This window comes from Janthinobacterium sp. SUN120, from assembly GCF_030397735.1.
Lineage (GTDB): Bacteria > Pseudomonadota > Gammaproteobacteria > Burkholderiales > Burkholderiaceae_D > Janthinobacterium > Janthinobacterium kumbetense.
The window spans coordinates 122,949-142,194 of record NZ_JAPUBW010000003.1; the positions used below are offsets into that span (position 1 = coordinate 122,949).

Here is a 19,246-nt window from a genome sequence, read left to right on the forward strand (position 1 = left end):
AAAAAGCCGGCCTGAATGGGCCGGTTTTTTTATGGAGGAGAAAGAATCCATGGAAAGAACACAGCAGATCTTTGCGCAATATCACCGTTTTGACGATGGCACGCTCGTATCATTCGAGCAAGCATATGGACCCCGGGGCGTGCAGAGCGTGCGCATCGTGTTGTACGCGAGGAATCATGGGCTGGAAGGCAACATCTGGCGCAAAGTCGCCATCACGGTGGGTGACGTGCGGGAATTGATGATAAAGACGCCGGGCAACTTCATCAACCGCATCTGCTGCGGCGTGAAGCTGCTGCGCTTTGGCGACGTGTGGTGCGTGGACGTCAACGGCACGTATGCGCACGACGAGCCGGCGACCCTGGAGGAAGTGCGCCGCGATGGCGATTGCTACGTCATCGGCGGCACGGTCGAGGCAATCGAACTGGATTAACCGGCAAACACGGCCGTTTTACCTTCCAGGCGCGCGTGATACGCGGCGATGGCCGGATACTCGGGGCGCTGCATGGGCGCCATCAGCCAGCGCTTGACGGACAGGCCCAGCACGATATCCGCCAAGGTAAATTGCTCGCCGCACACATACGCGCCCGTGCGCTGCAACTGCTGTTCCAGCACGCCCATCATCTTGTTCCATCCGGCAATACCGGCCGCCAGCTGGGCCGCATCCTGGTGTGCGGGGCTGTGGCGCACCAGCGACATGAAGGCGTAGCGCCAGCTGTTGTTGAGGTCGCCCATTTGCCAGTCCATCCATTTTTCCACTTCCGCGCGGGCGCGTGGATTACTCGGCAGCAAGTCGTCGCGGCCCGCCTGGGTACACAGGTAGCGGCAAATCGTGTTCGATTCCCACAGCACCAGGTCGCCATCGAGCAGCACGGGTACCATGGCGTTCGGATTCAGGGCCAGGAAGGCCGGGTCGTCCGTGGCGCGAAAGCCGCTGCCCCAGTCTTCGCGTTCGTACGGCAGGTCGAGTTCTTCGCACGTCCACAAGACTTTGCGGACATTGATCGAGGCGGCTTTTCCAAGAATTTTCAGCATGCAGGGCTCCCGAGGGCAGGTGGTCGATCCAGCACTGTAGCCGAATTGGCCACGCCATGCATGTGAAAGTGCCTTGCATAGTTGCGCTTTTCTTGGCATCGTAGCCACCCATGAAACCTATGCGCCACCACATGTCCAAAATCCTCGCGTTCAGCCGCTTTTCCGTGCGCGATTTCCTCGCCACCGCCGGTCCCACCTTGCTGCTGGTCGGCGCGTTTTGCGCGCTCGCTTACTGGCTGGTCGACCCGGCGCCGCCGCGCAAGGTAACCCTGTCGACAGGGCAGGACAATAGCGCCTACGAAGAGTTCGGCAAGAAGTACGCGGCCACCCTGGCCAGGCACGGCATCAAGGTGACCTTGCAGCCGTCGCTGGGTTCGCAGGAAAACCTGCAGCGCTTGAACGCGGGCAAGACCGATATCGCCTTCGTGCAAAGTGGTTCGACGGAACACGAAGATGCCGAGCGCCACGGCCTCATTTCCCTGGGCAGCCTGTTTACGGAACCCGTCTGGCTGTTCATGCGCGAAGACAAGGCCGTGACGGAGCTGACGCAATTGAAGGGCATGAAGATCAACCTGGGGCCGGAAGGCACGGGCGTGCCCGGCCTGTTCCGGCAGTTGCTGTCCGTCAATGGCGTGGAAGCCAAGGAACTGACGGTGAGCGACTTGCAGAACACGCCCGCCACGGTGGAACTGCTGGAAGGGCGCATCGACGGTCTCGTGTTCAGCTCGGCGCCGGAAGCGCCGCTGATCCAGATGCTGCTGCAAACGCCGGGCATCAAGCTGTTTGATTTTTCGCAAGCGGAGGCGTACACGCGGCGCCTGCCTTTCCTCACGCATGTCGTCTTGCCGCGTGGCATCGTCGACCTGGGGCAAAACATTCCCGCGCAGGATTATCACCTGATCGCGCCGACGGCCACCCTGGTCGCGCGCGAAGACTTGCATCCGGCCCTGGTCGACCTGTTCGTGCAGGCGGCGGCCGGCATCCATGGCGGCACGGGCTGGTTCCAGCAGCAGGGGCAGTTCCCGTCCGCGCGCTACACGGAAATTCCCGTGGCGCCGGAAGCGTTGAAGTTCTACAAGGATGGCGCGCCCGTGTTGCAGCGCTACATGAGTTTCTGGCTGGCCAATTTCTTCGACCGCATGTGGGTGCTGGTGGTGGCGCTGGGCGCCCTGATCCTGCCCCTGTCGCGCGTCGTGCCGCCCCTGTACGTGTGGCGCATCCGTTCGCGCGTGTACCGCTGGTATGGCCAGCTGCGCACGGTGGAGCAGGCGCTGGAAGACGTGCCGGAAGGGCAGCGCGCGCACGTGTATGCGGAACAATTGAAACGGCTCGACCAGATTGAGGAAATGGTCAACCAGATCTCGATACCCCTGTCGTTTGCCGATGGCTTGTATGGCTTGCGCAGCCACATCAATTTCGTGCGCAAGCGCATATTGACCCTGATGGGCGAGCATCCGGCCGCGGAGGCGGGCGAGCCGGCCTGAGCGCTTAACCCGCTTAAACGAGGGTGATCGACAGCTTGCGCCCGAGCAGCGCGGCGGCCCGTTCCAGGGTGGAGAGCGTCACGTCGCTGCCGGGATCGAGCAGGCGGTCGAGTTGCGAACGGCTCGTCTGCAGCAGCGCCGCCATGCGCGTCTTCGACAGCGATTGTTCCTGCATGGCCTGCGTCAGTTGCCAGGCGATCACTTCCTTGATGGCGCGGGTTTGCGTTTGCTCAAAGATGCCTTCTTCCTTGAGGAAGTCGTCGAGACTGCTGCCGAGGTGGGGAGCGGTGGCGTTCATGTCAATTCCTTGTGGCGTTTGCGGGCCAGCGCCAGGTCGTCGTCCGGCGTGGCGCGGGTTTTCTTGATAAAGCCGTGCAGCGCCACCAGGCAATCGCCGTGATGGCAGATCAGCACGCGCGCAATGCGGTTGCCGGGCAAGCTGCTGCGCACCTCCGACAAGCCCTGCCCCAGGTGCCGGCACAAGGGCATGCCCACGGGCCAGCGCCATTGCGCATGCATCAAGTCTTGCCCGATCACATGACGTTCTTCGACGGGCAAGGATTTGAGCCAGTCGCGCACGGGTTCGCCGCCATTGCCGTTCGCATAGAACAGCAGGGTAATCTGCCGCAAGCCGGAAGCATCCATGACGCACCTCTACGTTGTACTATATAAGGTACATGTTCGCAAGGAGAATCGGCGCCGCTCTTGAGAAAAGCGGGCGCACATGGATGGTTGTAGCCGATGGCGGACCGCATGGTGGCCCGCCAGATCAAACACTGTTCAGATAATTCGGCGGCCAGCATCAAGCGGCTAGCGTCAGGCGCCCAGCCACGGCAAGCCCGCCTTGCACCAGCCGCTGATCTGCTTGCGGTGGCCGTCGGCGTCCTTGTCGCCCTCGAAGCCTTCGAGGATGTCGAAGCAGTTGATATAGCCGTGTTCGGTCGCCAGCTTGGCCGCGTGGCGCGAACGCACGCCGGAGCGGCACAGGAACAGCAGCACCTCGTCCTTGCCGGCCTGGGCCGCCAGTTGCGCGAGGAAGTCGGGATTCGGCACGCCGCCCGGGTAGGTGGCCCACTGCACCGCACCATGCTGGGTATCGGCGATGTCGACGCGGCCGACCCAGTCGCGCTCGGCAGTCGTGCGCACATCGATGAGCTTGACGGCGGCATCGCCTTGCAGCAAGTCGTACGCTTCCTGCGGCGTGACGGCGCCGGCATACGGCGTACCTTCATTGGCCCGGCTGCGGGCGGTGGTCAGGATGTCGGCGGCGGTGGTCATGGCGTCCTCGATGAAAGTGGGCAGGTGTGTGTACGATTATAGTGCGCCGTCCGCGCCCCGCAAACGGGAATCCATGGTGCACGGCGCATGCACCACAAGGAGGCATTTTTCGGTAATTCGCACAAAATGCACGATAATGGTGCGTTATTCGTTTTTTGCACTTGCTTAGTGCATTCTTGATTTGACGCAAACGCGCATCAAAATCGCGGGCAGGAAAACTTTCACTGGGATGGCAGTAATTTTGTTGCCGGCGCCGGGGCGCTCCTGGAGCTGGCATGGAATCTGCTATGATCCTTATGAGTTTTGGTGGCACGCAATGTTTGCTTCGCTTCATCAGCCCAGACGCACTAAGGTCGGCTCACCCCACATTCATTTAGGAGATACGCATGGCAATGACAGCCGCAGAAGTCTTGAAGATGGTAGAAGAAAACGAAGTCAAATTCGTTGATTTCCGCTTTGCCGATACCCGTGGTAAAGAGCAGCACGTGACGGTTCCCGTGTCGCACTTCGACATGGACAAATTCGAGTCGGGCCACGCCTTTGACGGTTCTTCGATCGCTGGCTGGAAAGGCATTGAAGCGTCCGACATGATCTTGTTGCCGGATCCAAACACGGCCAATATCGACCCGTTCATGGAAGAAACGACCCTGTTCATGCAGTGCGACGTGATCGAACCGTCGGACGGAAAGGGCTACGACCGCGACCCGCGCTCGATCGCGAAACGCGCCGAAGCCTATCTGAAATCGTCGGGCATGGGCGACACCGCCTACTTCGGCCCTGAGCCGGAATTCTTCATCTTCGACAGCGTGCGCTGGAAGATCGACATGTCGGGCTGCTTCGTCAAGATCGGTTCGGACGAAGGTTCGTGGTCGACCGGCAAGGACATCGAAGGCGGCAACAGCGGCCACCGTCCTACCGTCAAGGGCGGCTATTTCCCAGTGCCACCAGTGGACAGCTTTCAGGACATGCGTTCGGAAATGTGCCTGATCTTGGAATCGCTGGGCATCCCGGTTGAGGTACATCATCACGAAGTGGCCGGCGCCGGTCAAAATGAAATCGGCACCAAGTTCTCGACCCTGGTCGAGCGCGCCGACTGGACGCAAAACCTGAAATATGTGGTGTGGAACGTGGCGCACAGCTATGGCAAGACCGCCACCTTCATGCCGAAACCTATCGTTGGCGACAACGGTTCGGGCATGCACGTGCATCAATCCGTATGGAAAGATGGCAAAAACCTGTTCGCCGGCGACGGCTATGCCGGCCTGTCCGATTTCGCCCTGTACTACATCGGCGGCATCATCAAGCACGCCAAGGCACTGAACGCGATCACGAATCCGGGCACCAACTCGTACAAGCGTCTGGTACCAGGCTACGAAGCTCCAGTGAAACTGGCGTACTCGGCGAAAAACCGTTCCGCCTCGATCCGTATCCCGCACGTGGCCAATCCAAAAGGCCGCCGCGTCGAAGCGCGCTTCCCGGATCCACTGGCGAACCCGTACCTGTGCTTCGCCGCACTGCTGATGGCCGGCCTGGACGGCGTTGCCAACAAGATCCATCCGGGCGAAGCCGCCTCGAAAGATCTGTACCATCTGCCGCCGGAAGAAGATGCACTGATCCCGACCGTGTGCGCTTCGCTGGAAGAAGCACTGGAAGCCCTGGACAAGGACCGCGAGTTCCTGACCCGTGGCGGCGTGTTCAGCGATTCCATGATCGACGCTTACCTGGAACTGAAAATGCAGGACGTACAGCGCATGCGCATGACCACGCATCCTGCCGAGTTCGACATGTACTACTCGCTGTAATGGCGCCACGCCGGCAATGTGCCGGTGGTGAATAAAAAACGCGGGTGAGGCGATGGTCTTGCCCGCGTTTTTTTATGCAAGGCGCCAAGGCGGTGACAGTGCGGTGTTGTATAGTCGGCCCAGGAACGATGCGGCACGAGCCGACAGGAGTGAAGATTGACCAAGCATTACAGAATGGCGCTGATGGCAGGATTGCTGGGCGCGGCGGCACAGGCGCACGGGCAGCTGTATGTGTGCGCCGATGCGCAAGGACACAAGACGTACACGGACAGGAGTGCTGGCAAACATTGCCAGCTGCTCGATTTGCCGGGCGCCATGACGGAGCCGCCACGCAGGACGGCCCCGCTGGCCGGTGCGCCGGTACGGCCCGCCCTGCAGGCAGCGGCCACCGCGGCGCCTGCCGCCGGCGCGTTTCCCAAGGTCGATGGCGCCGAGCAGCGCGCGCGCGACCTGGACCGGCGCCAGATCCTGCAGGACGAGTTGCGCAGCGAAGAGCAGAAACTGGCGGCGCAGCGCCTGGAATTTAACGGCGGCCAGCCCGAGCGCCAGGGCAATGAGCGCAACTACGCGAAATACCAGGAAAGAGTGGCGCAGTTGAAGGACAACATTAGCCGGACACAGCAAAACGTCGAGGCCCTGAAACGCGAGATCGCGAATATCCGGTAAAGCACATGACACTAGACAACCATTCCAGCCGTCCCGCCCACCTGGCCGGCCTTGATTTGCTGGCCTCGGCCGTGATCCTGCTCGATGGCGACGGCCGCATCAGCTATGCCAACGCGGCGGCGGAAAACCTGCTGGAAAGTTCCTTGAAGGCCCTGTCGCGGCAAAAACTGACGGCGCTGTTCCTCAATCCCGACGAGCTGGCCGGCATTTGCGCGCAGGCGCTCGAACACAAGTTTTCCGACCTGCGCCAGGACCTGAGCCTGGAGCGCCTGGGGCGCGAGCCGCTGCGCGTGCACAGCATCGTCAGCGCGCTCGACGCGCCGAGCGACGGCGTGCTGATCGAGCTGCGCGAGAACGTGCAGCAGTTAAAGCTCGACCGCGAGGAGCGCATCCTCGACCAGAGCCAGGTCAACAAGGAGCTGATCCGCAACCTGGCGCATGAGATCAAGAACCCGCTGGGCGGCATCCGCGGCGCGGCCCAGCTGCTGGAACTGGAATTGCCGGCCCTGCACCTGAGCGAACTGCGCGAATACACGCAAGTCATCATCAAGGAAGCGGACCGCCTGCAAACCCTGGTCGACCGCCTGCTGGCGCCGCACCGCCGTCCGCACATCGTGGGCGACGTGAATATCCACGAAGTGTGCGAAAGGGTCCGCAGCCTGATCCTGGCCGAATTCCCCAGCGGCCTGACCATTGCGCGCGATTACGACGCTTCGATCCCCGAGTTTCGCGGCGACAAGGAACAATTGATACAGACCGTGCTCAATATCGCGCACAACGCGGCGCAGGCCCTGGCCGAGCGCATCGAGGCGGGCGATGCGGAGCTGATTTTCAAGACGCGCGTGGCGCGCCAGGTGACCCTGGCCAAGGTCCGTTACGGCCTGGCATTAGACTTGCATATCATTGACAATGGACCGGGCATCGCACCCCAGATCCGCGACCGGATTTTCTACCCGCTGGTGTCGGGCAGGGAAGGCGGCAGCGGGCTGGGACTGACCTTGGCGCAAACCTTCGTGCAACAGCACCTGGGCGTGATCGAGTGCGAAAGCCGGCCTGGATACACCGATTTCAGGATCGTTCTACCCTTGCCATAAGCGAGGAGGTATCCCACCCATGAAATCCATTGCGGGACGCACACACTAATGAAGCCAATCTGGATAGTTGACGACGACGAATCAATCCGCTGGGTGCTGGAAAAAGCCCTGGCGCGGGAAAATCTCGCCACCAAGAGTTTTGCCAATGCGCGCGACGCCATCGCCGCACTGGAATTTGACACGCCGCAAGTGCTCGTGTCCGATATCCGCATGCCGGGCGCCTCCGGCCTGGAATTGTTGCAGACGGTCAAGTCGCGCTTTCCTGGCTTGCCTGTCATCATCATCACGGCCTTTTCCGATCTCGATTCGGCCGTCGCAGCCTTCCAGGGCGGCGCCTTCGAATACCTGGCCAAGCCGTTTGACATCGACAAGGCTGTCGAGCTGATCCGTCGCGCGCTGGAAGAAAGCCTGCGCGAGACCAGCGTCGAGTCGGGGCCGTCGGAAACGCCGGAAATCCTCGGCCAGGCGCCGGCCATGCAGGAAGTCTTCCGCGCCATCGGCCGCCTGTCGCAATCGAACGTGACGGTGCTCATCACGGGCGAATCCGGTTCCGGCAAGGAACTGGTGGCGCGCGCGCTGCACAAGCACAGCCCGCGCGCAGCGCAGCCTTTCATTGCCCTCAACACGGCGGCGATCCCGAAGGATTTGCTGGAATCGGAACTGTTCGGCCATGAACGGGGCGCGTTTACGGGCGCCCAGACGACGCGCCGGGGCCGCTTCGAGCAAGCGGAGAACGGCACCCTGTTCCTCGATGAAATCGGCGACATGCCGTTCGACCTGCAGACGCGCCTCTTGCGCGTGTTGTCCGACGGCCATTTCTATCGCGTCGGCGGCCATCAGCCCATGAAGGCGAACGTGCGCGTCATTACGGCCACGCACCAGAACCTGGAACAGCGCGTGCGCGACGGCCTGTTCCGCGAAGACTTGTATCACCGGCTGAACGTGATCCGTTTGCGCCTGCCCAGTTTGCGGGAGCGGCGCGAGGATATCCCCATCCTGGTGCGCCACTTCCTGGTGCAAAGCGCACGCCAGTTGGGCGTGGAAGCCAAACGCATGAGCGAGCCGACGATGCAGTTCCTCAGCAGCCTCGATTTGCCCGGCAATGTGCGCCAGCTGGAAAACCTGTGCAACTGGATCACCGTGATGGCGCCGGGCCAGACGGTGGAAATCAAGGACTTGCCGCTGGAATTGACGCAGGGGCAGGGCGACGGTGCCGCCACTGCGGCGGCGGGCGAGCCTGCGCCGGCGGCCGTTGCCCATGCGCATGGCGGCCAGGTCTTCGAGGCGGCCGCGCCCGCCAACGGCGCGCCGCCGGGCTGGATTGGTTTACTGGAATTGCAGGCGGCCGGCATGCTGGGTGCGGGACAGCAGGAAGTCATGGCCGTGCTGGGACGTCAGTTCGAGTCGGCCCTGATCAAGACGGCGCTCAAGCATACGCACGGGCGCAAGAACGACGCCGCCGTGCGCCTGGGCATCGGCCGCAACACCATCACCCGCAAGATCTCGGAACTGGGCATCGACGGCGCCAAGGACGATTGACGCAGGTCAGGACGGGGGCTCCCCCGTCCGCTTTTCCACGCGGCGTCTCTCGCACGCCACAACACGCACTGCAGGCGATAAGGTAAGCTGGCGCCTGCCGGACTGTTTCGTCCGGTGTTAACTTGAACTGTGGAATAGCATGCTCATAAACTGCGTGGCCTACCAGGATGGCAAAAAACTGGCCGACTTGCCGATCGACGACATCAGCGATTACGTCGAGCGCCCCGATTGTTTCGTCTGGGTCGCCCTGCTCGACGCCACGCCGGACGAGCTGAAACAGATGCAGCACGAGTTTTGCCTGCACGAACTGGCGGTGGAAGACGCGCAGCGGGGGCACCAGCGCCCGAAGATCGAGGAATATGGCGATTCCCTGTTTGCCGTCGTGAAAACCGTGGAAATGGTCGAGAATGAACTGGTGCTGGGCGAAGTCGACATTTTCGTGGGCGCCAATTACGTGCTTTCGTCGCGCAGCAACAGCTCGCAAGGTTTCCTGGGCGTGCGTGCGCGCGCCGAGCGCGAACCGCATCTGCTGCGCCAGGGCTCGGCCTTCGTGCTGTACGCGCTGATGGACGCCGTCGTCGACCGTTATTTTCCCGTCCTCGACGCGCTGGAATCGGAGCTGGAACTGATCGAAGACCGCATCTTCGACCGTGGCACCGAGCGCGACAATATCGAACGGCTGTATCAATTGAAACGCAAGGTCATGGTCTTGCGCCACGTGGTGGCGCCCCTGATGGAAGCGGTGGGCAAGCTGCACGGCGGGCGCGTGCCGCCCCTGTGCCACGATACCCAGGAGTATTTCCGCGACGTGCACGATCACCTGGCGCGCATCAATGGCACGCTCGACACCATCCGCGACACGATCAGCACGGCGATCCAGGTGAATCTGTCGATGGTGGCCATCGACGAGAGCGAAGTGAACAAGCAGTTGGCGGCCTGGGCGGCCATCTTCGCCGTGTTTACGGCATTTGCCGGCATCTGGGGCATGAACTTCAAGTTCATGCCGGAGCTGGACTGGCATTATGGCTATCCGGCCGCCGTGGCAGTGATGAGCTGTGTCTGCGGTTATATGTATTACTTGTTCAAGCGTTCCGGCTGGCTGTAAAAAATTCCTGTGTATCTGTATTATTAAGCAATAGCCAGGGGTACAATCGCGGCAGGTCCGCTGGGGCGGGCCATGGCTGAGAGTCGCCGCGCCGGCAGGTGTGCCTGCGCTTCCGGTGCCGTGCAGGAGCATTCATGAGTATTCCGTTGTTTGATGTGAATTCGCAAGAACCCCTGTTCGATGCCGAGCAGCGGCGCACCCTGGCGGAAGCGGCTCTGCGCTCGATTACCGCCTCGACGGCGCACGCCCGGGGCGACGACTTCCTGCGCATCCTCGTCAAGGACCTGGCCGAAGCGCTCGACGTGCATTATGTGATCGCCGGACGCCTGGTGCGCCTGGAAGATGGCAGCGAAGGCATCCGCACCCTCGCCCTGTGGGGCGGCGACGGTTACCAGCCGAATATCGAATACAGCCTGCAGCACACGCCATGCCAGGATGTGACGTGCCAGAGCATGTGTTTTCATGGCAGCGATATCCAGCGTCGCTTTCCATTCGATACCCTCCTCGTCGACATGCAGGCGGAAAGCTATGTCGGCATGCCGCTGATCGACACCGATGGCAAGACCCTGGGCATCCTGTCGGCCATCGACACGCGTCCCATCGATGAAAACAAGCGCTTGCTGGCGCTGCTGCTGCTGTCGATCTTCTCGGCCCGCGGCGCGGCCGAGCTGCAGCACCAGGAGCGCACCCAGCAGCTGGAAGAAATCGTGCGCGTGCGCACCGAATCGCTGCTGGCGGCGCAGGCCAACCTGATCGAACAAGAGCAGATGGCGGCCCTCGGTTCGCTGGTGGCCGGTGTCTCGCATGAAGTCAACACGCCCATCGGCGTGGCGCTGACGGCCGCGTCGAGCATGGGCAGCTATGCCGACCAGCTGGTGCAGCTGCTGGGCGGCGCCAAGGTCAGCCGTGCCGAACTGATCGACATAGCCGAGTCGCTCAAGGGAGCGGCCGCCTTGATCGAGCGCAACCTGGCGCGCGCCGCCGACCTGATCGGCAATTTCAAGCAACTGGCCGTGGACCAGGTCAGCGAATACGTGGCCGACCTGGCGCTGCACGACTATGTGCACGGCCTGGTGTCGGCGCACAGCCCGGAATTGCGCAAGGCGGCGCTGGGCGTGGAACTCGATATCGCGCCCGATTGCCAGGTGCGCCTGGCGGCCGGCAAGCTGTCGCAAATCCTCTCGAACCTGCTGATGAACAGCGCCCGCCATGGCTATCCGCAGGGCGGACCGGGGCGCATCACGATACGCGCGCGCATCGAGGAGGATGACACCGACGCGGCTGCGCGCTGGCTGCTGCTCGATTTTTCCGACGACGGCATCGGCCTGGCGCCGGCCGTGCGCGAACACATGTTCGAACCGTTCTTCACTACCAAGCGGGGCCAGGGCGGCTCCGGTCTGGGCATGCACATCGTCTACACCATCGTGCAGCAACTGGGCGGCCAGGTGTGCGCCATCGACAGCACGCCCGGCTGTCATATACAGATCAGGCTGCCGCTGGCCAGCTGACCACGGCTGCGCTGTACGCTATCTTTGGGTGGCATACCTGCCTGACTTCTATTTTTTTTCACAATGTTGTATGTATGCTATACGCGACGTGAGTTCTGTTGACACCAAGAATATCGCCGTGATTCTATGTAGTTGTCTAGCTAACTTTCAGTTGGCTGGCCTCGGCTGTTGCGCCGACATCGTGGTTCGCCTTCCCTCATGCGGGAGCGGGGCTGGCACACTGTCGAACGCGCGGTGCAGGAATAGTACCTTTAGGAGAGTGGATGCAGTCCGGATAGCAGCTTTGTTGCTTACATAATGCAAAAATGAAAAGGGTTCGTCATGCTTAAAGAAACCGTCATCTCCCGTGCCGTTCGCATTGTCTGTGCCGGTGGCATGGCAGCGGCTTTGTCCCTTGCCTCGCAGTCTGCGGTGGCTCAAGATGCGCAGATGCAGCGCGTGGAAGTCACTGGCTCGTCGATCAAGCGCATCGCCGCCGAAGGTGCCTTGCCCGTCACCGTGTTGACCGCCGAAGCCATCCGCACCTCGGGCGCCACCTCGGTCACAGACCTGGTCAAGAAACTCTCTTCCGCCCAGGGGGCGACGACGGAAAGTTCTTCGGTCGGGGGCAGCACCTTCGGTTTCTCCGGCATTTCCGTGCATAACGTGGGTGAGACGCGTACGCTCGTCTTGCTGAATGGCAAGCGCCTGGCCCAGTTCGGCGGCCAGACCCTGACCGGCTTTGCGGCCGGCTTCGACTTGAATTCCATCCCCATCTCGGCAATCGAACGTGTGGAACTGCTGACCGACGGCGCCTCCGCGCTGTATGGCGCCGACGCCATCGCCGGCGTGGTCAACTTCATTACCAAGCACGATACGACGATGGGCGATGTGAGCATCGGCTATTCCGCGCCCAAAAATGGTGCGCGTGAGAAACGTATCAGCGCCACCAAAGGTTTCGGCAATCTGGACGAAGATGGCTACAACGTGGTGCTGACCTTTGGCCATGATGAACGCGACAAGTTGACCTCGGTCGACCGCTCGTTCGCCAACACAGGCCAGGTGCAATTCTCGGCCAATGGCAAACGCTATCAGAAGCAGCAGTCTTCGGTCAGCCCGATTCCCGCCAACGCCGTTGATGACAATGGCCAGTTGATCAGTCCTTACCAAAAGCTGAACGGCTCCTGCCCCGCCAGGACTTTCCGCGTGCTTGAACCGTATGCAGACCCGGATGGCACCCCGCGCTTGAATGACTACTGCGGTTATGATTTTGTTAAGGACCTGGAGATCTATCCGGAACGCAAACGCGACAATTTCATGGCTTCGGGCACGTTCAAAGTCGCCGGTCACGAAGTGTATGCCGACGTACTCTTGTCGCGCACCAAGCAGACCTCGCGTATCGCCCCCGTGCCTGGCGAGATTTCCATCGATAAAGGGACGCCGTTGCATGACAAGTATTTGTTGCCAGTCGGTATAACCGGTGACAGCGTGGCGGCCTATCGCCTGTTCGACATGGGACAGCGCACCTCGAAGGATACGGCGGATTTCGCCAGCGTGGTGGTGGGCACGCGCGGCGTGGCTGCCGGCTGGGATTACAATGCCTCCTACAACTTCTCGGAAAGCCGCGTAAAAGGCAGTATTTCCGGTTATCCTGGCGCGATTGCCGTCAGCAACCTGACATCGAGCGGCTTGCTCGATCCCTTCGTCGGTCCGGGCAAGCAGTCGGCCGCAGCGCAGGAAGCCATCAAGGCGGCCGCCTTCACCGGCTACTGGGATGGCGGCACGTCGCGCTTGCAAACCATCAATTTGAATGGTTCGACGGAAATACGACGCCTGCCGGGCGGCGCCATGATGCTGGGCGTGGGCGCCAACATCAATCGCGAGGAGTTTTCCTCCAAACCGAGCCCGTTTGCGCAGGGTATCCTGGCCGACCCCGTGAAGGGTACCTTGTGCGGCGGCACGACGGGTCTGGAATGCGACCAGCGTTTCGGCGATGCCGCCAGCAGCAATCCGTACAGTGCCAGCCGCACCTCGAAGGGCGTGTTCAGCGAAATTATCGCGCCCGTGCTGAAGGAACTGGAACTGGGCGCGGCCCTGCGTTTCGATGAATTCTCGGACTTCGGCGGCGCCACCACGGCCAAGGCCAGCTTCAAGTGGACGCCGGCGCCCACCTTGCTGATCCGTGGTTCCGTTGGCAATGGTTTCCATGCGCCGACAGTGCCACAAGTCAACGCCCTGCAGCGCGGCTATGGCGTCACCAGCGACAATTACACGTGTACGCCGGCCCTGCAAGCGATTGCCACGCGCCTCAATGCCCAATGCCAGCCAGGCAACCACCAGTACGATCAGTTGGCCGGCGGTAACCGCAACTTGCAGCCAGAGAAGTCGAAACAGGCCACCCTGGGCTTTCGCTACGAGCCGATCAGCGCCATTACCCTGGGAGCCGACCTGTGGCATGTGCAGATCCGCGATTCCTTCGGCCAGTTGACCGAGCAGCTGGTGTTCGCCAATCCCGCGGCATTTCCGAAATCGTGGGGCGTGAATACGGACGTCGGTACGGGCAAGACCTACCTGGCCTTCCTGGCCGATAACCAGAACCTCGGTAAATCGTTCGCCACTGGCGTCGATATCGATATCAGCGCTCGATACCGCTCGGGTATCGGCCTGTTTACCTCGCAGTTGAATGCGACGCAGATGTTGCGCGAAGATATACAGCTGGAACGCGGTGGTCAGTATTATTCTGCGCTGGGTAACTTCGCCGAGCTCGGTACTGTCACCTTCCGCACGCGCGGCCAGTGGACGAATACTTTGAAAACAGGCAACTGGGCCAATTCGCTGACGGTTAACTTCCTGTCCGGCTACAAGGATCAGGAAACGACGGTCGATGTGCTCGACGCTTCCGGCGCCGTGACGGGCCAGGAAGATATCCGGATGCGGGTCGGGTTCTATTCGACGCTCGACTGGCAGACGGTCTGGACACCCAGCAAGAGCTGGGTTTTCACCGCAGGCGTGCTGAACCTGACCGACAAGAGCCCGCCATTCGTGCCATCGACGTCCGGCGCGAACCGCGGCCAGCAATTCGGCTATGACGACCGCTACTACGATCCGCGCGGCCGTACCGGCTACCTGAATGCCTCGTACAAGTTTTAATCGTCAGGTACAGGTATAAAAAAACCGGCATATGGTGCCGGTTTTTTTTCGTCCCGCCGCAGGGCGGGGACGGTGTGGCCTAGCCGCGTGCCGCCATCGACAGGGCCACCGCTTCGGCCACCTTGATGCCGTCGACGGCCGCCGACAGGATGCCGCCCGCATAGCCGGCGCCTTCGCCGGCGGGGAACAGGCCGCGCGTGTTCAGGCTTTGCAGGTCGTCGTCGCGGCGCTTGATGCGGATCGGCGACGAAGTGCGCGTTTCCACGCCCGTCAGCACGGCGTCGGCCTTGTAATAACCCTTGATTTGCTTGTTGAACGCAGGAAACGCTTCACGCAGCGCCGTGATCGCGTATTCAGGCAGCGAGGGCGTCAGGTCCGTCAGGTGCACGGCCGGCTTGTACGACGGCACCACGCTGCCAAATTCCGTCGAGGCGCGGCCAGCGACGAAATCGCCGACCAATTGCCCTGGAGCATCGTAGTTGCCGCCACCCAGGGCAAATGCGCGCTCTTCCAGTTTGCGCTGCAGGGCGATGCCGGCCAGCGGGTCGCCCGGATAGTCGGTCGGCGTGATGCCGACCACGATGGCGCTGTTGGCGTTGCGCTCGTTGCGCGAATACTGGCTCATGCCGTTCGTCACCAGGCGGCCCGGTTCCGAGGCGGCCGCCACCACCGTGCCGCCCGGGCACATGCAGAAGCTGTAGACGGAACGGCCATTGCTGGCGTGGTGCACGAGCTTGTAGTCGGCCGCGCCCAGGATCGGGTGGCCGGCGCTGGGGCCGAAGCGGCAGCTGTCGATCAGGGATTGCGGGTGTTCCACGCGGAAGCCGATCGAGAACGGTTTCGCTTCGATGTACACGCCGCGCTTGTGCAGCATTTCAAAGGTGTCGCGCGCGCTGTGGCCGATGGCCAGCACGACGTGGTTGCTGGCGATGGTTTCGCCATTGTCCAGCACCACGCCGCGCACCTGGCCGCCGTCGGCACCTGGCACGATGTCGAGATCGACCACTTTGCTGCTGAAACGGTATTCGCCGCCCAGCCGCTCGATATTGGCGCGCATTTCTTCCACCATCTTGACCAGGCGGAAGGTGCCGATGTGCGGCTTGCTCACATACATGATTTCCTCGGGCGCGCCCGCCTTGACGAATTCCGTCAAGACCTTGCGGCCGTAATGCTTGGGGTCCTTGATCTGGCTGTACAGCTTGCCGTCCGAGAAGGTGCCGGCGCCGCCTTCGCCGAACTGCACGTTCGACTCGGGATTGAGCTCGCGCTTGCGCCAGAAGCCGAAGGTGTCGACCGTGCGTTCGCGCACCTGCTTGCCCCGTTCCAGAATGAGGGGGCGCAAGCCCATCTGCGCCAGGATCAGCGCCACGAACAGGCCGCACGGGCCCGTGCCGATGACGATGGGGCGCGGTTCAGTGCTGTGGCCGGCCAGCTGTTGGCCGCCGGCGACGAATTTGTAGTCGGTGTCGGGCGCGGGCATCAGGTGGATGTCGTGGCTCAGGCGTGCCAGCACGGCCGCTTCATTCTTGACGTCCACATGCAGCGAGTAAATCAACACCACGGCGCTGCGCTTGCGCGCGTCATAGCTGCGTTTGAAGACGGTAAAGCCGAGCAAATCGGCCGCAGCGATGCCCAGGCGCGCCAGGATGGCGGCGGGCAGGGCCGCTTCGTCGTGTTCGAGGGGGAGTTTTACTTCGTTGAGTCGCAACATGGTGTGTTTTTAAAAATTGCAGGGCTCCGTATCTAGCGGAGAGTGTGCGGTGCCGAGTGAGGGCATCAGGGCGCTATTTTACCCGCATGTCCGGCTGCGGGCCATTTGCCGGCCATCTGCGCGGGTGGCGGCGCCTTGGCGCGGCAGGAAAGAAAGGTGTTGCAAAAAAGAAAAAATCCGGCGGCCAGTGCGTGGCCGCCGGATTTGTCTTGCTAACTAACTGTTATATCTTGCCTGGCGATTAGAACGTGTAACGACCGCCCAGCGTGAAGTAACGGCCCACTGCGCCCGATTGATGCAGCGATGGGTTGTAGTTGATACGGCCGTAGGTTTGCACGTCCAGTGGTGCCATCTTGTCGAACAGGTTGGAGATCGACGCGGTGAGTTCCCATTGTTTCGTGACATTCCACTTGGCAAACAGATCCGTGGTGGTGAACGAAGCGATACGGCAGTTTTTGTATGGCACGTCGTTGGCATCGATGTCCAGGCAATCGCCCTTGACATCGTTCTTGTTGCTGATGCTGCTGACGTAGTTCATGTTGGCCGTGATGTTGACCGGACCTTGATCCCAGCCCAGGGTCAGGCGGACTTTGGTCTTCGGCGTACCGCCGTTGCCGGACAGGTTGGTGTCGCCGTGGGTGCCGGCAAACTCCAGTACCGTGCCGTCGGCATTGGTACGGGTGAATTCCTTCATGTACGTGACCGTTACGCCCGAGTTAAAGCGGCCGTATTCGCCGGCGTTGTACTTGCCGCGCAAATCCAGGTCGATACCCGAGGTCTTGGTTTTGCCTGCGTTCAGGTAAGGTGCTTTGACCATCAGGATAGGACCAGCCAAGCCTGGGAAGTTGCTCGTCGGTTCGCCACGTACGATGACCGCATCCGGGTAGCCAGCCGGGTTGGCGACCACTGCGCCAGGATCGGAGCCGTTGATCTCGCCGTCACGGACGATCTTCCACCAGTCGATCGACAGGCTGATGTTCTTGATCGGCTCGAGCACCATGCCCAGGCTGTAGCTCTTCGACGTTTCTGGCTTGATGTTCTTGTTGCCGATGGTGATCGCGCCAACTTGTTGCGACGAGCAATCGATCGTCAAGTGCGTCACGGCGCAGCGCACTGGGTCGCTGGCGATGTTGGTGAACGCCGCCACGGCGCTGTTGCCGTTTTCCGCGGCGCTAGGCGCGCGGAAACCTTCCGCATACGTACCGCGGAAAGCCACGGCCGATGCTGGCGTGAACTTGAAGCCAACTTTTGGCGTGGTCGAGCGACCATAGTCCGAGTAATCATCGCTGCGCAGCGCAAATTGCAGTTCCAGTTCTTTCATGACTGGCGCGGCGACCTCGGCGTACAGGGCCTTGACGTTGCGCGAACCTTGCGAAGCGGAATAGCCCAGGCCAACGATATCGTTGATGTCGGTGTATGGCGTCGATTGGCTGTTCGTTTCTTCCTTGCGGTATTCGGCACCCACTGCGAGGCCCATCATGCCGCCTGGCAATTGGAACAGTTCGCGCGTCGCCTTGAAGTCCAGCGAGGTGCTCTTCGTCGTGCCCGAGTTGTTCAGCGTAGGCGATACCAGCGCCAGTACTTCAGGGCTGTTGATGACGCCCTTGCCGATACGGAAAGTGCCGTTGTTCAGCGCCTGGCGCAAGGCGCTGGTACGGTAGTAGCCCGTTTGCGTGCGGTCGGTTTTGCTTTCTGCATACATCAAGCCAGTATCGTAATCCCAGTTGGCGTAGGTACCCTTGACGCCGGCCAGGACACGGGTGACGGTCGTTTCGAGGTTCGATACGCGTGGACGCGATGCATCGACCCAGCGCGGACGGGCGGCGACGCCCAGGATGTTGTCCGGGTGTCCCGCTGGCATCAGCAGTTGGTCCGGGCCACTGTTGGTGTTGTTGACGCGGGCATTGACCAGGTCGAAGCCAGCGCCGGTCAGGCCGGATGGGGTGGTGTAGGTGTCGGCCTTCGACTTGAAGATGCCCACTTCCGTGTAGCCTTGCGCATCGGCGCCCAGTGCCAGGGTGCCGCGCATGAACAGGTTGACGTTTTCGGTCTTTGGCTGGACGGTCGCGAACTGGACCGGATCCCACAGGCAGCCGCCGCCGCGGTTGTCGCCCGCAGTGCCGCCGGTCGGATCGAGGTTGATCGGATCGCACGAGCCCGGCAAGTTGGTGACATTGCCCAGCTTTGGCGAGATTGGACGCAGGGTGCCCAGGAAGGAGCTGCCGCCGCCGTTGCCGCTGGTCGTGGCGCCACCGCGCTGGTCGCGCCCACCCCATGGACGGGCATCGGCTTGGCCGATCCACTTGTCGCGGTTGGATTGTTTGATTTCGCCCGATTTTTTCGCATCGATGGTGGCGAAGACGTTGAATTTGTCGGTGTCCATGTCGCCGAAGCCGATGGCGCCGGAGATGCTGGTGACGGTGCCGTCGCCGTGGCCGCTCTGGCCGACGTTGGCGGAGATGGTCTTGCCGACATAGTTCTGGCGCAAGATGATGTTGACCACGCCGGCGATCGCGTCGGAACCGTAAATGGCGGAAGCGCCGTCTTTCAGGATATCGATGCGGTCCACGGCGTCGAGGGGAATCGAATTCAAGTCGACGAAGCTGCGTTGGCCGTCATCGCCGAAGCCGTACGGCGCCGTGCGGCGGCCATTGATCAGCACCAGAGTCGAGCTGACGCTCAAACCGCGCAGCGACACGCCAGAGGCGCTGCCGGCGAAACCGCTGGTGAAGGAGCCGCTGATACTGCCGTTGTTGTCGGCGGAGATGCTGCGCACGACGTCGGCGATCGATGCTTTACCGGTCTGTTCGATGTCTTTGCGGGTCAGTGTTTGAATGACCGAAATGGTCTCGGCTTCCGCGCGTTTGATGCTCGAACCTGTCACTTCAACCTTTTGAA

Annotated in this window: 15 protein-coding genes; 9 read left to right on the forward strand and 6 right to left on the reverse strand. The window is 61.7% G+C overall.

Features of this window, described 5'->3' with window-relative positions; genetic code table 11:
• Nucleotides 1–49 precede the first annotated feature (49 nt).
• Nucleotides 50–430: a hypothetical protein gene (locus O0879_RS18505; protein ID WP_289918050.1), complete on the forward strand. Its 381-nt coding sequence runs from the start codon at nucleotides 50–52 to the stop codon at nucleotides 428–430.
• Here the strand turns inward: O0879_RS18505 and O0879_RS18510 are convergent.
• Nucleotides 427–1,032 carry a glutathione S-transferase gene (locus O0879_RS18510; RefSeq protein WP_289918052.1) on the reverse strand — a complete coding sequence of 202 codons (606 nt, stop codon included), beginning with the start codon at nucleotides 1,030–1,032 and terminating at the stop codon, nucleotides 427–429. The genes O0879_RS18505 and O0879_RS18510 overlap by 4 nt on opposite strands.
• A gap of 131 nt (nucleotides 1,033–1,163) precedes the next feature.
• On the opposite strand from O0879_RS18510, the gene O0879_RS18515 reads away from it, so the two are divergent.
• Nucleotides 1,164–2,516, forward strand: coding sequence for a TAXI family TRAP transporter solute-binding subunit (locus O0879_RS18515; RefSeq protein ID WP_289906351.1), 1,353 nt, complete (start codon nucleotides 1,164–1,166; stop codon nucleotides 2,514–2,516).
• Between the two features lie 13 nt (nucleotides 2,517–2,529).
• Here O0879_RS18515 and O0879_RS18520 read toward each other — a convergent pair whose 3' ends face one another.
• From O0879_RS18520 to O0879_RS18530, 3 genes are all read right to left on the reverse strand, one after another.
• On the reverse strand, nucleotides 2,530–2,814 hold the full coding sequence (locus tag O0879_RS18520; RefSeq protein WP_289906350.1) for a Fis family transcriptional regulator: 285 nt from the start codon (nucleotides 2,812–2,814) through the stop codon (nucleotides 2,530–2,532).
• Nucleotides 2,811–3,161: a type II toxin-antitoxin system RelE/ParE family toxin gene (locus O0879_RS18525; RefSeq protein WP_289899850.1), complete on the reverse strand. Its 351-nt coding sequence runs from the start codon at nucleotides 3,159–3,161 to the stop codon at nucleotides 2,811–2,813. Before O0879_RS18525 ends, O0879_RS18520 begins: the two co-directional genes overlap by 4 nt.
• A gap of 171 nt (nucleotides 3,162–3,332) precedes the next feature.
• Complete coding sequence (locus tag O0879_RS18530; RefSeq protein WP_289918054.1) at nucleotides 3,333–3,794, reverse strand: rhodanese-like domain-containing protein; 462 nt, start codon at nucleotides 3,792–3,794, stop codon at nucleotides 3,333–3,335.
• Nucleotides 3,795–4,180: 386 nt separating this feature from the next.
• On the opposite strand from O0879_RS18530, the gene glnA reads away from it, so the two are divergent.
• The 7 genes from glnA (at nucleotide 4,181) to O0879_RS18565 (ending at nucleotide 14,637) form a co-directional block, all read left to right on the forward strand.
• Entirely contained in the window at nucleotides 4,181–5,596 is a 1,416-nt protein-coding gene (gene glnA, locus O0879_RS18535; protein ID WP_070219258.1) for a type I glutamate--ammonia ligase, read from the forward strand.
• 156 nt (nucleotides 5,597–5,752) lie between these two features.
• On the forward strand, nucleotides 5,753–6,262 hold the full coding sequence (locus O0879_RS18540) for a DUF4124 domain-containing protein (RefSeq protein ID WP_306558298.1): 510 nt from the start codon (nucleotides 5,753–5,755) through the stop codon (nucleotides 6,260–6,262).
• A 5-nt stretch (nucleotides 6,263–6,267) separates the two neighbouring features.
• Entirely contained in the window at nucleotides 6,268–7,356 is a 1,089-nt protein-coding gene (gene glnL / locus O0879_RS18545) for a nitrogen regulation protein NR(II) (protein ID WP_289918055.1), read from the forward strand.
• Nucleotides 7,357–7,404: 48 nt separating this feature from the next.
• Nucleotides 7,405–8,895: a nitrogen regulation protein NR(I) gene (gene ntrC / locus O0879_RS18550; protein WP_289918058.1), complete on the forward strand. Its 1,491-nt coding sequence runs from the start codon at nucleotides 7,405–7,407 to the stop codon at nucleotides 8,893–8,895.
• A 139-nt stretch (nucleotides 8,896–9,034) separates the two neighbouring features.
• Nucleotides 9,035–10,000 (forward strand): magnesium/cobalt transporter CorA, encoded by a 966-nt coding sequence (corA, locus tag O0879_RS18555; protein ID WP_034760218.1) that lies wholly within the window; start codon nucleotides 9,035–9,037, stop codon nucleotides 9,998–10,000.
• 134 nt (nucleotides 10,001–10,134) lie between these two features.
• The gene (locus tag O0879_RS18560) at nucleotides 10,135–11,508 is read left to right on the forward strand and encodes a GAF domain-containing sensor histidine kinase (protein ID WP_099665309.1); all 1,374 of its coding nucleotides are present in this window, start codon (nucleotides 10,135–10,137) and stop codon (nucleotides 11,506–11,508) included.
• Nucleotides 11,509–11,937: 429 nt separating this feature from the next.
• On the forward strand, nucleotides 11,938–14,637 hold the full coding sequence (locus O0879_RS18565; protein ID WP_289918062.1) for a TonB-dependent receptor: 2,700 nt from the start codon (nucleotides 11,938–11,940) through the stop codon (nucleotides 14,635–14,637).
• Between the two features lie 79 nt (nucleotides 14,638–14,716).
• On the opposite strand, the gene O0879_RS18570 is transcribed toward O0879_RS18565, so the two are convergent.
• Nucleotides 14,717–16,348, reverse strand: coding sequence for an NAD(P)/FAD-dependent oxidoreductase (locus tag O0879_RS18570; protein WP_289918064.1), 1,632 nt, complete (start codon nucleotides 16,346–16,348; stop codon nucleotides 14,717–14,719).
• Nucleotides 16,349–16,589: 241 nt separating this feature from the next.
• On the reverse strand, nucleotides 16,590–19,232 hold the full coding sequence (locus O0879_RS18575) for a TonB-dependent receptor (RefSeq protein ID WP_289918066.1): 2,643 nt from the start codon (nucleotides 19,230–19,232) through the stop codon (nucleotides 16,590–16,592).
• Nucleotides 19,233–19,246 lie beyond the last annotated feature (14 nt).